The sequence below is a fragment of the Streptomyces sp. NPDC002324 genome (assembly GCF_053593335.1).
Map to the genome: position 1 here is coordinate 25089 of NZ_JBSFCF010000023.1, position 13166 is coordinate 38254.

At 71.9% G+C, this 13166-nt stretch carries 11 protein-coding genes and 2 pseudogenes; 7 read left to right on the forward strand and 6 right to left on the reverse strand.

All coding sequences use genetic code 11. The features are described from left to right. The first annotated feature begins 79 nt into the window (after positions 1–79). Positions 80–949, forward strand: coding sequence for a response regulator transcription factor (locus ACWCRJ_RS26990; protein ID WP_450941730.1), 870 nt, complete (start codon positions 80–82; stop codon positions 947–949). A 72-nt stretch (positions 950–1021) separates the two neighbouring features. Here the strand turns inward: ACWCRJ_RS26990 and ACWCRJ_RS26995 are convergent, their stop codons facing one another. The 3 genes and pseudogenes from ACWCRJ_RS26995 to ACWCRJ_RS27005 form a co-directional block, all read right to left on the reverse strand. Beyond that, positions 1022–2065 (reverse strand): 2-oxoglutarate and iron-dependent oxygenase domain-containing protein, encoded by a 1044-nt coding sequence (locus tag ACWCRJ_RS26995; RefSeq protein ID WP_450941731.1) that lies wholly within the window; start codon positions 2063–2065, stop codon positions 1022–1024. A gap of 5 nt (positions 2066–2070) precedes the next feature. Next, positions 2071–2531: pseudogene (locus ACWCRJ_RS27000) on the reverse strand (SRPBCC domain-containing protein). Positions 2532–2553: 22 nt separating this feature from the next. Next, positions 2554–3540: a helix-turn-helix domain-containing protein gene (locus tag ACWCRJ_RS27005; protein ID WP_450941732.1), complete on the reverse strand. Its 987-nt coding sequence runs from the start codon at positions 3538–3540 to the stop codon at positions 2554–2556. A 167-nt stretch (positions 3541–3707) separates the two neighbouring features. On the opposite strand from ACWCRJ_RS27005, the gene ACWCRJ_RS27010 reads away from it, so the two are divergent. The 6 genes from ACWCRJ_RS27010 (at position 3708) to ACWCRJ_RS27035 (ending at position 10378) form a co-directional block, all read left to right on the forward strand. Further along, the gene (locus ACWCRJ_RS27010) at positions 3708–4643 is read left to right on the forward strand and encodes a squalene/phytoene synthase family protein (protein ID WP_450941733.1); all 936 of its coding nucleotides are present in this window, start codon (positions 3708–3710) and stop codon (positions 4641–4643) included. Positions 4644–4779: 136 nt separating this feature from the next. Further along, on the forward strand, positions 4780–5340 hold the full coding sequence (locus ACWCRJ_RS27015) for an N-acetyltransferase family protein (RefSeq protein WP_450941734.1): 561 nt from the start codon (positions 4780–4782) through the stop codon (positions 5338–5340). A gap of 232 nt (positions 5341–5572) precedes the next feature. Next, a complete protein-coding gene (locus ACWCRJ_RS27020; protein WP_450941735.1) occupies positions 5573–7042 on the forward strand; it encodes a Y4yA family PLP-dependent enzyme in 1470 nt (489 codons plus the stop codon). Then, positions 7039–8358 carry a pyridoxal-phosphate dependent enzyme gene (locus ACWCRJ_RS27025; protein WP_450941736.1) on the forward strand — a complete coding sequence of 440 codons (1320 nt, stop codon included), beginning with the start codon at positions 7039–7041 and terminating at the stop codon, positions 8356–8358. Before ACWCRJ_RS27020 ends, ACWCRJ_RS27025 begins: the two co-directional genes overlap by 4 nt. Before the next feature lies 1 nt (position 8359). Next, positions 8360–9577, forward strand: a complete 1218-nt coding sequence (locus ACWCRJ_RS27030) for an aminotransferase class V-fold PLP-dependent enzyme (protein WP_450941826.1) — start codon at positions 8360–8362, stop codon at positions 9575–9577. Between the two features lie 45 nt (positions 9578–9622). After that, positions 9623–10378 (forward strand): class I SAM-dependent methyltransferase, encoded by a 756-nt coding sequence (locus ACWCRJ_RS27035; protein WP_450941737.1) that lies wholly within the window; start codon positions 9623–9625, stop codon positions 10376–10378. A 17-nt stretch (positions 10379–10395) separates the two neighbouring features. Here ACWCRJ_RS27035 and ACWCRJ_RS27040 read toward each other — a convergent pair whose 3' ends face one another. The 3 genes and pseudogenes from ACWCRJ_RS27040 to ACWCRJ_RS27050 all read right to left on the reverse strand — a co-directional run bounded on the left by ACWCRJ_RS27040 (position 10396) and on the right by ACWCRJ_RS27050 (position 13136). After that, the gene (locus tag ACWCRJ_RS27040) at positions 10396–11049 is read right to left on the reverse strand and encodes a GNAT family N-acetyltransferase (protein WP_450941738.1); all 654 of its coding nucleotides are present in this window, start codon (positions 11047–11049) and stop codon (positions 10396–10398) included. A 114-nt stretch (positions 11050–11163) separates the two neighbouring features. After that, positions 11164–12589: pseudogene (rox, locus tag ACWCRJ_RS27045) on the reverse strand (rifampin monooxygenase). 349 nt (positions 12590–12938) lie between these two features. Continuing rightward, positions 12939–13136: a hypothetical protein gene (locus tag ACWCRJ_RS27050; protein WP_450941834.1), complete on the reverse strand. Its 198-nt coding sequence runs from the start codon at positions 13134–13136 to the stop codon at positions 12939–12941. Between the last annotated feature and the right edge of the window lie 30 nt (positions 13137–13166).

The window sequence follows — 13166 nt, forward strand, 5'->3', positions numbered from 1 at the left end:
GCACCACTCCCGCACGAGGCCCGCGCACGACGCGGGCAGGGGGCGCACTTCTGCCCCCGGGCAGATCGAGGTAGCCGCAATGACAGTGACATCACCCCTTGTTCCGGACGACGACCGCCAAGTCAAACGCGGTGTGCAGGCGTTACGGGACACCGCCGGAGTGGATCTCGCCTTCGGCGGCGTCGTCGTCAGGGGCCGGCACGCGCAGCTCACCGAGTTCACGGGGAACGACACCAACGCCCTGTCCGGACTCACCCTCGGATTCGGCATGGGGCTCGGCGGCAAGGTGGTGGCCCTGCACCGCCCCATCGCCGTCAACGACTACGCGAACTGCAAGCAGATCAGCCACCATTACGACCTCATGGTCGCGGCGGAGGGCATCCACGCCGTCGTGGCCGCGCCCGTCGTGGTGAACCGGGCGGTGCGCGCGGTCATGTACGGCGCGGTCCGCAGGTCCGTGGCCCTCGGCGACCGGACCGTCGACTCGGTCATGCGGGCCGCCCGCGATCTGGAGCAGAGCCTGGCGGTGCGGGACGAGGTGACGCGCCGCCTCGACAGCCTGCGCGCCTCCTCGGAACGTGTCGAGGGGTCCGAGCGTCCCACATCCCCCCGGTGGGAGACGATCCGTGAGGCCTACGCCGAACTGCGTATCCTCGCCCAGCGACTCCCGGACGACGAGTCGCGCGACCGGGTCGTCGGAGTGTGCGACAAACTGGCCGGCGCCGGCACCGGGGCCCCCGCCTCCCAGCCCCTGAGCGCTCTCTCGGCACGCGAACTCGACGTGCTGTCCTGCGTCGCGCTGGGGCGGACCAATGCCGACGTGGCGGATGAACTCGGCCTTCGCGCCGAGACGGTGAAGAGCTATCTGCGCAGCGCGATGCGCCGGCTCGGCTGCCACACCCGGATGGAGACGGTCATGACGGCCCGCCGTCTGGGCCTGCTGCCCTGAGAGCGGGGAAACCGGCGCGGACGCCCGAGGAAGCCGCCCGGCATGAGCCGGGCGGCTTCCTCGGCACGCCGTTCAGGAGTTGAGGGCCTCCTTGCGCAGGCGTTCGAGCACGGCGAGCCGGTCCTCGTTCTCGATGCGCGCGGTGGCGGCGCGGTCGGGGTAGCAGCGCATGAACATGTTGGTGAAGTGCGTCCCGTAGTGGATGAACTCGTCCGGGCCGCCCCCGTCCAGGGGCCGCGCGACCGCCTGGAAGGACGGCTCGTGGAAGTACGCGATGGTGTACCGCTCGCGGTCGGCCAGGCGCACCTTGTGCGGGGTGGAGAGCAGGGTGCCGCCGGTGATGAACTGCATGATGTCACCGGGGAAGACGGTGAACACCGCGGGGACCGGGGTGACGAAGGTCCAGGGCTCCTCGTTCTCGTACCGCCCGGCCATGGACTCGTCGGCCAGCCAGTTGCGGCCGCGGGTCTCGCCCGGTACCGGCGGGCGGATGTAGAGGCCGCCCACGTCGTCCTGGACCGCGATGACCAGCAGACCGTAGTCGGTGTGCGAGCCGATGCCCCGCTCGGAGGTGGCGTCCGCCCGCGGGAAGCGCAGGACCCGCATGTGGTGCCAGCCGTCCTCGGTGAGCTTCGTGAAGTGGTCCATGTCGTCCAGACCGAGGCCCAGGGCGACCAGGCGGAGCAGTCGCTCGCCGATGTCGCCCACGGCGCCCATGTAGTCCTTCATGGCACCGGCGTACTGCTCCGAGGGCCAGGGGGCGGGCCCGTGACACGGCCACTTGTCGACGACCCGGGCGTCGTCCTCGGCGATGTCGGGGCAGACGGTGTAGATCTCCGAGCCGTCCTTCTCCCCGGCCGTCTCCTCCTCGCCCGAGGCGACGTAGCCGCTGTAGGTGAGGTCGGACACGTGCCCGGCCTTGTCCTCGAACGGGCGGCCGAAGAAGCCCCGGGAGGCTTCGAGGGCCCGTTCGGTGACGGCTTCCTGTTCCGGGGTCGCCTGGATCTGGAAGATGCCGTCCGCCTGCCAGGCGGCGATCAGCGCCTGGCCCAGTGCCTTGTCCACGTCACTGCCGTCAACCACGGGGGGCAGGACGAAGGTCTGCAGTTCTGTCATGCCCCTCACCCTGAACCGGAGCCTCTCGATCCACTACCCCCGTCTGAGGGGAGCGCCGCTCGCGATCCCACGCGCAAGCGACGTCGGCTGTGTGTCCGAGGGTGCACGACGAAGACCTCGGTGCCGCCGTCCGCGTCGGTGAGCCGGGTGGTCATCGTCATCGTGCCGCGCAGGGCGGGGTCGTCCGACTCGAACCGGAGGACCTCGACCACCTCCTCGTCGGGCACGAGCCGCGCAAGTGGCCGTGTCAGGTGTCGATGTGTGACGCCGACTTGTCGGTCCCGGCCGGCGTGTCGTAGGTGAGGGAGACACGGAACCTGCCTCCCTCACGGGCGTCGAACTCGTGCACCTCGGCGCTCATGCCGTCCGGGACCCGCCATCGCGCGACCGCGTCGGCGTCCACCAGCGCCCGGTACACGTCCGCACGTGCGGCGTTCACATGTCCGGAGAGGCGCGTCGCGTACATGGACCCGACCTGACGTCCGCGCTCATCGACGTTCGGACAACGCCCGCAGCCGGAACTCGCTGGGTGCGATTCCATGGGCGGTACGGAAGGCGCGGGTGAAGTCGGAGGCACGGGGCATGCCCCAGCGGGCGGCGATGGCATGGATCGGTATGGTGCGCAGGGACGGGTCCGCCAGGTCGCGGCCCGCGCCCTCCAGGCGCCGGGCGCGGATCCAGGCGGCCACCGTCTCGCCGTCCGTCTGCTGCTGGAAGACGCGGTGGAGGTAGCTGAGAGAGATGTGGTGTGCGGCGGCGATCACCGGAGGCGTCAGTTCCGGGTCGTGCAGGTTCTGCCGGATGAACGCCTGGACGCGTCGCGTCAGCGCGTGCAGACGCGTCTCCGGGGACAGGGCCGTCTCGGCCTCCAGCGCGTGGGCGAACCAGGCCGACAGCAGATCGAGGACGACCGTGCCCAGCCGTGGCGCGTCGGACGGCTGGAGGGAGTCGGCCTGCCGCTCCAGGCCGATGAGGAAGTCCGCCAGCAGGGCGCCCATGCCCTCCCGGCCCGACAGCCCCCGGCCGAGCAACTCCCGGACCTGGTGCGGCGGCAGCGGAAACAGCGCCTTGGGGAAGTCGACGCCCACCCCCTTGATGACCCCGGTCCCCCCGCCGTCCGCCGACCGGATGTCGTACGGCCGCGAACTGTCGGCCAGGTGCAGATCGCGCGGGCCGAACGTGTCGCGCCGGTCGGCGTGGTCGAGGGCCAGGCTCCCGTCCAGCAGCAGTGTCAGGTGGTACAGCTCGGGGTCGGACCGGCGCACCATCCGCTGGTCACGCCGGTAGCGCGAGGGCAGGAACGACGCCGGCCACACGGTCACCGGGCCCAGCTCCATCAGGCGCAACTCCCCCCAGAAGTCCGCCGAATGAGGGCTGATCGCCTCGCTCGCCCGTGTCGCGCCGAGCAGTTCCCGCCAGAAGTCGAATCTGTCCTCCGCCGGCACGTCCGCACTGCGGAACACGGTCCCGATCATTGCGTCCCATCTCCGATGTCCCCGCCGGGTCTTCGCGCCGACATTTTTGCACGCGCGGATCACCTCGGTCGCGGCGCCTCCGCTCCCGCGCACCGGCTCGCGCGAGAGCCGAAGGGGCAGGTCCGAGGGCATCAGGCGTGCCTCGGCGTCCCGCCTACGATCGGCGTATGAGCACGTGGAAGCAGAGCCTGGACGCAGCAGGTGTGCGGCAGCCGGAGTCGCGGCGGGACTACGACAGACAGCGGGACCTGGTGGCGCGGGCCCGGCGCACCTCCTACCTCGCCGCCCGGTTGCTGTTGCCACGGGCGCTGTTGCCGCACGTCGTGGCGGCGACGGCGATCATGCACCACAGCGACGACCTCTTGGACACCGGCCCGAAGCCGTCGCGGGTCTCGGCGTGGGCGTCGTGGGAGCGGGAGGTGCGCGGCGCGCTGGAGACGGGTGTGAGCGCCGATCCGTTGATCCGCGCGCTGCTGAACAGTGCGGCGGCCTGTCCGGGTCTGCGCGGGGCGGTGGAGCAGTATCTGGGCACCGCGACCGCCGATCTGGAGTTCACCGGTTTCGCCACCGAGGCCGACTACCAGGCCTATGTGGACGCCTATTCGCTGCCCGCGTTCATGCTGGTCGCGTCGCTGCTGGGCCCCGAGGGCGACGACGGGCGGTTCCGCGCGGCCTGCCGGACGCTCATGGAGGGCAGCCAGCGGCTGGACTTCGTCAACGATCTGGCCGAGGACCTCCCGGAAGGACGCCTGGGCATCCCGGAGGAGACGCTGAAGCGCTTCTCGGTCACGGCGGATGATCTCGCGGAGGGCCGCGAGTCGTCGCGCGTAAGGGAGTTGGTGGAGGACCAGATCGAGGAGGCCCGCGTCCGCCTGCGTGCGGCGAGGGCTCTGCCCGTGCTCACGCAGGGCCTCGGTGGAGTGCTGTTGCGGACGGTCGTCGACATCGAACTGCTCACCGCGGACGCGGCGTTCGCGCGGGGCGCGAGGCTGCTGCGCGGTTCGGCGTCCCCGCCCGTGCCGGCCACGGCACGGACGCTGCTGAGGGCGCGGCGCGAGGCCCGGCGCATGCGCTGGGCCGGGGGTACACACGGAGCCAGGTAGGACCCACGCTCGGGCGGTGGTGTCGCGGCGGCCCGGCGACGGCGGCGCCGAAGCCGTCCGCCTGGAGGAGTACGACTCACCCGCTGGAGCAGGCAGAAGCCCGGCGGCCGACGGCCCCTGTGCCAGTCTGAGGGACATGACGGTGCATCAAGTCTCCACCTTTCTGCAGTTGACCAGCCCGGAGGAGGTCACCCCGGGGCTCAGAGGGGAGATCGCCGGCTGCTGGGAGGTCGTGGCGAACGCTGGTGGCGCGGTCCTCGCGACCGAGTTCCCCCCTCTTCCGGTGAGCGCCCACGACGTCGCCCCCGTGGTCGACTCGCTCGTCCACTCGCTGCATCCCGCGCGCGGCAGACTGCTCGTCGCCCTCGTCGGTGACGCGCTCGCCGGCTGGCTGATCGTCCGCCGGGAGTCGCATCCGCTCGGCGCGCACTGCGGCACCGTCAACCACGTCCAGACCCATCCGCGCTTCCGCGGCCGGGGCATCGGGGTCGCGCTGATGCACCGCGTCCACGGCATCGCCCGGGACGAGATGGGCCTGGAGCGGCTCTCCCTGTCCACCCGGGGCGGCGTCGGCCTGGAGGAGTTCTACCGCAAGGTCGGCTGGGTGGAGGTCGGCCGCTGGCCCGGCGCGCTGCGGATCGCCCCCGGTGACGACCGGGACGCGATCCTGATGAGCCTCGCCCTGCGCCCCGGCTGACCGTCCGCCCCACGCGGCCCTGCGAACCCACCGGCCCCACCCGGGCTCGCCGTTCGTTCACCCATCGACCCGTTCCTCCGCGTCGACCGTCCCGTTCCAGCCGTCGGAGGTCGGGAAACAGCCCCTCCCCCACCGTGCCCGGTTCCCGAAGGCCCGGCGAGGGGAGGGTTACGGTCGTTATGGCCGTTTGCCGACACCGGTACGTCTTCCTCGGTGGGGAGGAACATCTGGGATGAGCGACGACGACCCGTTGTACCTGGAACCCCGGCTGGAGCCGCGCACGGCGGCCCTCCTGGACTCGGCACCGCTGCTGCACGATCTGGTGGACGCCCTGGGCTCCCCGCTGAACGTCCTTCTGCCGGACCAGATCGCCGAGAACGTACGGCGCTTCCGTTCGGTTCTCGACCGTCACCGGCTGGCCGGGCGGATCTACTTCGCCCACAAGGCGAACCGTGCGGCCTCCCTGGTGCGCCGGCTCACCACGACGGACGCGGCCCTGGACGCCGCGTCGCTCGGCGAGCTGCGGCATGCTCTCGGCTCCGGCTTCGCGGGCTCCCGGATCATGGCGACCGGCCCCAAGGACCCCGAGTTCCTCTGGCTCGCCGCGTACAGCGGGGCGTGTCTCAACGCCGACGGTCCCGCCGAGCTGGAGCGGGCGGCGGGTCTCGTGCGCGCCCATGGGCTGCCGCGCGTCCGCGTCCTGTTGCGCCTCAGCGGCTTCGAGACGGCCGGAGCCAGAAGGCTGTCGCGCAGAAGCCGCTTCGGTACGCCGGTGAAGTCCCTGCATCACCTGCTGGACGTCCTCGAACGGCACCGGGACGAGCTGGAGCCGATCGGCGTCGGCTACCACCTCGACACCACGAGCCTCGAGGAGAAGGCGGCCGCGCTCGAAGGATGTCTCCAGGCCATGGAGGAGCTGCGGATCCGCGGTTTCCGGCCACGCGCGATCGACGTCGGCGGCGGCTTCGGCGTCTCCTACCTGGCGCACGCGGCCCAGTGGGAGCGCTGGACGACCGAACTGACCTCGGCGGTCCTGGGCGACCGGCCACCCCTGACCTGGGGCGGCCACGGCTACGGCCTCCGGGTCGAGAACGGCACCCTCAAGGGCGCCCTGAGCCTCTACCCGGCCCATCGGCCCACGGCCGGCGCCGCATACCTCGACGACCTGCTCTCCCACCCGGCGCCGAGCCTGGGCCGCCCCCTGGGCACCCTGCTGCTGGAAAGCATGTACGACCTCTACGTCGAGCCCGGCCGCGCCCTGGCCGACCAGTGCGGGCTCACGCTCGGCAAGGTCCTGGAAGTGCGGCCCACGGACACGGGAGGGCCCCTGGTGCGCCTGGCGATGAACGCAGGTGATGTCGGCCTGGAGGACCACGGCGTACTGCTGGACCCCGTGGTCCTGCCCCGCGCCCCGGGCCCGCCCGGCCCGGCGGACCCGGTGGCGGTCCATCTCGTGGGCAACCTCTGCCTGGAGTCGGATCTCCTCACCCGCCGCACCGTGTTCCTGCCCCGGCTGCCGCGCTCCGGCGACCTCCTCGCCTTCGTCAACACGGCCGCCTACTGCATGGACTTCACCGCCACGCACGCCCAACAGCAGCCCATGGCACGCAAGGTGGCCGTCCACGAGGAGGACGGCCGCGCGCGGTGGTGTCTGGACGAGGAGTACTGGCCGTTCGACCGTACGGGGGACCCGCAGGGATGAGGTACGACAACATCACCGACGCCATCGGCGACACGCCACTGGTCCGTATCGACCCGGCCGTGCACGGCCTGCGCAACATCGACCTGTACGCCAAGCTGGAGATGCTCAACCCGTTCGGCTCGCTGAAGGACCGGGCCGCGTGGAGCATGACCCGCCCGGAGATCGCCGGAGCCAAGGAGCGCGGCGAGACGATCGTGGAGCTGTCCAGCGGGAACACCGCCAAGGCCCTGGCGCTCATCGCCGGGCTGCACGGACTGCCCTTCAAGAGTGTCACCAACCGGATGCGCGTCCCCGAGATCAAGGACCTGCTCCTGCTGCTCGGCGCCGAGATCGAGGAACTGCCCGGCCGGACCGAATGTCTCGACCCGACCGACACCGACGATCCGCTGACCCTCTTCCACCAGCGGCTGAACCGCCCGGGCGGCACCCATCTGCACACGGACCAGTACTTCAACGCTCTCAACACCGAGGCGCACGCGACCGGGACGGGCCCGGAGATCATCGCCGACCTGGACGGCCGGGCGCCCGACTGGTTCATCGCCTGTGTGGGCACGGCCGGCTCCTCCACCGGCGTGGCCCGGGCGCTGCGCGCGCACGACCCGGCGGTGCGTGTCGTCGGACTCGTCGGGGAGAAGACGGACTTCATCCCGGGCATCCGTACCGTCGACGAGGTACGGGAGGTCGGCATCTTCGACCCGGCCACCTACGACACCCTGGAGGCGGTGGGCGCCGACGAGGCCATCGAGGGGATGCTCACCCTGCTCCGCCGCTGCGGCCTGCTCGCCGGCCCCACCGGAGGGGCGGCCTACTACGGCGGTGTCCGTCATCTGCGGGCGCTGGACGCCGGGTTGACGCAGCGGCGGACCGCCGTCTTCATCGTCTGCGACCGGGTGGAGAGCTACCTCGACTACGTCCGCCGGCGCCGCCCGGACCTGCTGGGCCGCCCGCCCGTGAAGAACTCGGTCACCACGGTGACCGACGACGAGGTCCGCTCGGCGGCCGTCGTCGACGTCGAGGACGCCCAGAAGTGGATCGCCGCGCACCGCCCTCTCGTGATCGACCTGCGCGGCCCCTTCGCGTACGCGGCACTCCACATCGACGGCTCGGTCAACATCGTCGACGAGCTGTTCGACGAACTCCTCCGGGGCGGGCTGCCCTTCGGCAGACGGCAGCCCGTGCTGCTCGCGTGCCCGGTCGGCGAGAAGTCGGCCCGGTACGCGGCCCTGCTCACCCGCATGGGCCACCCCGATGTGCGCAGCCTGGCCGGCGGCATCATCGCCTGGCGGGACGCCGGCGCCCCACTGGTGCGTGACTGACGTGGCCGGTCCCGTCGTACACCCGGCGGAGCCGGGGGAAGCAGGTGAACCGGTCTCGTGGCAGCGGTCGTTGCGCGCCCAGTTCCCGATCGTCGTCGGGCATCCGGACCTCGTCTATCTGGACAGCGCGGCCACCAGCCAGAAGCCGCGGGCCGTCCTGGACGCCGTACAGACGTATCTGACGACGTCGAACGCCAACGCCGGACGGGGTTCGTATCCCTGGGCCAACGCCACGACGGCGCTGGTGGAGAACGCCCGGGACCGGATCAAGGCGTTCCTGGACGACCCGGACCCCGGGCGGTCGTCGGTCCACTTCACCAGCGGGACCACCGAGGGGCTGCGGAGCGTCGCCCGGGACTGGCTGCCCGCTCTCCTCGGCGACGGCGACGAGATCGTCGTGCCCTTCGCCGACCACCGGGCGAACCTGTCGCCGTGGCTGGAGGCCCAGGAACTGCTGGCCCTGCGCGGGGTGCGCGTCCGGGTGCGCGGAGTGCCGTACCAGGAGAGTTCGGGTGACTACGATCCACAGGCGCTCGCCGGGGTCGTGGGTCCCCGCACCCGCTTCGTGGCCGCGACCCACGTCCATCACGTCTACGGCGTCGACATGAACGTGCACCGCATCCGGCAGGTCGTCGGGCCCGAGGTGCCGATCTGTCTGGACGCGGCGCAGAGCATCGGCCATCTGCCGCTCTCCACGGCCGCCCTGGACGTCGACCTCGTGGTGTTCTCCGGTCACAAGGCGATGGCGCTGCCCGGTACCGGTGCCGTCTGGTCCCGGAACCTCCGCGGACCGGAGTTCCGGCCGGGTGGCTGGAGCGGTACGCCCAACACGGCCGGCGTGGTCTCGCTGACGGCGGCGCTCGACTGGCTGGACGCCGCCGGGACCGACCGGATCGAACGCTGGACGGTGGCCCTGACCTCCCGGCTCACGGACGGACTGGCGCGGATGGACGCCTATGAGGTGCTCGGCTGCCGGTCCAGCCTCACCGCCGGCACCGAGGTGCAGCGGCGCCGGAGTCTGGTCACCTTCCGGCACCGCGAGATCGGCTCACAGGACCTCGGCTTCATCCTCTTCGGTCAGGGATTCATGGTGCGCACGGACGGCCACTGCCAGGCGGGCCGGGCGGAGGAGGAGGGCTCGGTACGGGTCAGCCTGCATGTGTACAACACCCCGCAGGAGATCGACGCGTTGCTCACCACCCTCGCCAATCTGCAATGATTTCCATTAGCAGCGGCGGGACGGGGCGGAGGCAGTGCGACCGGCATGGATGTGAGCACGGCGACGGCGGCGCGATGGGTGGAGCGCTGGGAACGTCAGCAGCAGCGGTACGCGGTCGACCGCGAAGAGCGTTTCGAGGTCATCGCGGACCTGGTCGAGCATGTGACGCGCGAGTGCCCCGCGCCCCTCGTCCTGGACCTCGGCAGCGGCCCCGGATGCCTGGCGGCGCGGCTCGCCGGCCGCCTGCCCGGGGCCGAGGTGCTCGCCGTGGACGCGGACCCGCTCCTCCTGGAACTCGGCAGCGCCCACTACGGAAGCGCCCTGCGGTACGTCAGGACCCTGATCGGCGCCCCCGGCTGGCTCGACGCGCTCGACCTGGCCCGCCCCGCGGACGCGGTGGTGTCGACCACCGCCCTGCACTACCTGGGCACGGACACGCTGCGGCGGGTGTACGGGGAGCTGGCCGGGCTGCTGCGCCCCGGCGGCATCCTGGTCAACGGCGACCACATCAGCCCGGACTCGACGAAGGTGTCCGAACTCGCGGTCGACCTCGGCCGCCGCCGGGCCGCCCGGAGCGCCGCCTCCCTCGCCGAGGACTGGGACTCCTGGTGGTCCGGCGCGGCCTCGGACCCGGAGCTGGCCCCCTTCCTCACGCGCGGCGACGACGGCGGGCGTCCCCGCTGCGAGGGCAACGATCTGACCCTGTCCGGCCATGTCGCGCTGTTGCGCGAGGCGGGCTTCGAGCACGTCGGAGCGGTCTGGCAGGTGGGTCCCAGCCACGTTCTGGCCGCCGTGCGGTGAGCCGCGCGGGGCCGGAGTCAGCAGCGCGTCCCGCCGCCCGGCGGCCCCTCGTTCCGCGTCGTCGCGCGCCCCAGGTAGGTCACCGGGCCGGGGTCCGGGACCGCTATCCCGTGGAATCCCAGGCGGTCGTAGAAGGCACGGGCCGGTGTGTTGGCGGTGACCATGCAGAGGTGGACGGCCGGCACCCCTCCGGCGCGCAGGGCCCGCAGGAAGGTGTGCATCAGGGCCCGGCCGTGGCCCCGGCCCTGCCAGGCGGGAAGGATGTCGATGTGCAAGTGGGCCGGATACGGGGCGAGTTCGGGCAGAACCATGCGTTCGGGACGGTGCAGCAGCTCGGCGATCGCCTCGTCGGGGGTGGTGGGCGGGCCGAGGGGCGCCGGGAAGCGCTCGGCGACCAGCGGGAGCCACTTCGCGCGGAAGGCGTCCACGAAGGCGGGAGTGTCCGCGGTGCCGAGGATGTAGCCGACGGCCCGCCCGCGACCGTCGTCCAGTACGAAGGTCAGTTCCGGTTCCAGGTGGGCGTACGGCGTGGCGAAGGTGGCCGGGAAGACGTCGGGGTCCGAGTGGAAGGGCCGGCTGTCGCCGCCGTTGTGGGCGGTACGGACGCAGATCTCGTGGACGGCGTCGGCGTCCCCGGGGCGGTACGGGCGTACTGCGGGAGGCGAGGTCATCACAGCATCCTGCGCGGTGCGGGACGGTCCCCACAACGGTCCGGGGCGGGCGGTCTTGCGCCCGCTCCCTTCGGCACCCGCCCCGTACGCCCTCGCCTCCCGGCGCGAGCGTGGTCAGCCGGTGGCGGCCCCGAACCACCGCGGGAGCCGGTCGAGGAGTTCCCGGCCGTCCGCACCGGCCCACGCCACATGGCCGTCGGGGCGCAGGAGTACCGCGGGGACGTCCAGGTCCTCGGCGGTGTCGACGACGTGGTCGACCCGGTCCGCCCAGCCCTCGACCGAGAGGGTGCCGGTCGGGTCGAGCAGCAGGCCGCGGCCCTCGCGCATCAGCTCGTACAGGCGGCCCCGCTTCAGCCGCACGTCCCGCATGCGCCGGCCGAGGAGGTCATGGCCCTCGCCGAAGTCGTAGCGGACGTCGACGGCGGTGATCATCCCGGTGATGTACCGGTTCACCTCCTCGAAGTCCATCAGCTCCGACAGCAGCTCCCGCAGCGCGGTCGGACCCGGATCGGATCCCAGCAGGGTGATCTGCGCGCGGGTGTTGACCAGCACGCGGGCGGCCACCGGATGCCGCTCGGCGTGGTAGCTGTCCAGCAGGCCCTCCGGCGCCCAGCCGTGGACCGCGGCGGCCAGCTTCCAGCCGAGGTTGAACGCGTCCTGCACACCGAGGTTCAGCCCCTGCCCGCCGGTCGGCGGGTGAATGTGCGCCGCGTCGCCGGCCAGCAGCACCCGGCCGACGCGGTAGCGCTCGGCCTGCCGGGTTGCGTCGCCGAACCGGGAGAGCCAGCGCGGTGAGTGCACCCCGAAGTCGGTGCCCGCGAAAGCCCGCAGCTGTTTTTTGAACTCGTCGAGGGTCGGCGGGGCCGTACGGTCCTCCGCCACCCCCTCGGCCGGCACGAGAACGCGGTAGTGCCCGTCCTCGAGAGGGGCGAGTCCGAACCGCAGCTCGGTCCTGCGGACCTCCTCGACGACAGCGGTGATCGTCGCCGGATCCTCGGTCGCGGCCATGTCGCCCAGCAGTGTCTCCACCGTGGCGGACTCGCCGGGGAAGGCGACACCCAGGAGCTTGCGCACCGCGCTGCGGCCGCCGTCGCAGCCGACGAGATAGCGGGCGCGCAGCCGTGTGCCGTCGGCCAGCTCGGCGCTCACGCCGTCCGGGTCCTGGCTCAGTCCGACCAGTTCGCCGCCCCGCCGGATGTCGGCGCCCAGTTCGACGGCGCGCTCGTGGAGCAGACGCTCGGTGACCGGCTGCGGGGTGGCCACGCCGTATGCGTGGGCCGTGTCCAGGGTGTCGGGCCACGGTTTCATGATCCCGCCGAAGAGACCGCCCACCCGGAACGTCTCGCTGACCGCGAGGAAGCGGTCCAGCAGTCCGCGCTGGTCCATGATCTCGACACTGCGCGTGCAGGCCCTGCCCGCGGGACTCGCCGGTCGGTTCGGTCAGCTTCTCCAGCACCACCGTGCCCACTCCGGCCAGCCGCAGTTCGCTCGCCAGCATCAGCCCGGTCGGCCCGCCGCCGACGACGATCACGTCGATCATCACAACCCCCATGTGCGCGGATTCGCGTTTCGGTCGGCGATTCTGCGGCACGGGCGGGGTCTTGCCGCAAGCCCCCCGGTGCGCTATAAGTTGAGAGTGGCAAGGAGTGGTGGACTCCTTGCCTTCGTCGTTTCAGGACTCTTTGCGCCTTGTCTCAGGACTCTCCGCGCCTTGGTCGCATCCGGTCCCTCTGCCCGCTGATGCCACGGCCCGCCGTGGCGTACTTCCGTTCCCGGCGCCACTGCTCCGGCCGGTTCGCGTGACGGCCCCGGCCGTGCCCACAATGGCGCATGCCGGGAACGGACTGTCCGACGGTCTCCCGAACCGCGGGCGGCCCGGGGTCGGGCCGTCAGTCGCTCAGGCGTCGGTGCAGGAGCCGCTTGCCGAGGTCGGCGCCCTTGCGGCTGTCGGCCTGTGCCGTGCGGAACAGCTCGGCCACCTCGGTGTCCTTCTCCCGCTCCGCGTCCTCGCCCGTCAGCGACACCGCGTACACGGATCCGGCCCGGCGTCGTCCGGTGAGGTGTTCCGGCGCCGTCCGAGGGCACACGGCTGTCACCACCTAGCGCGAAAGGGCCTG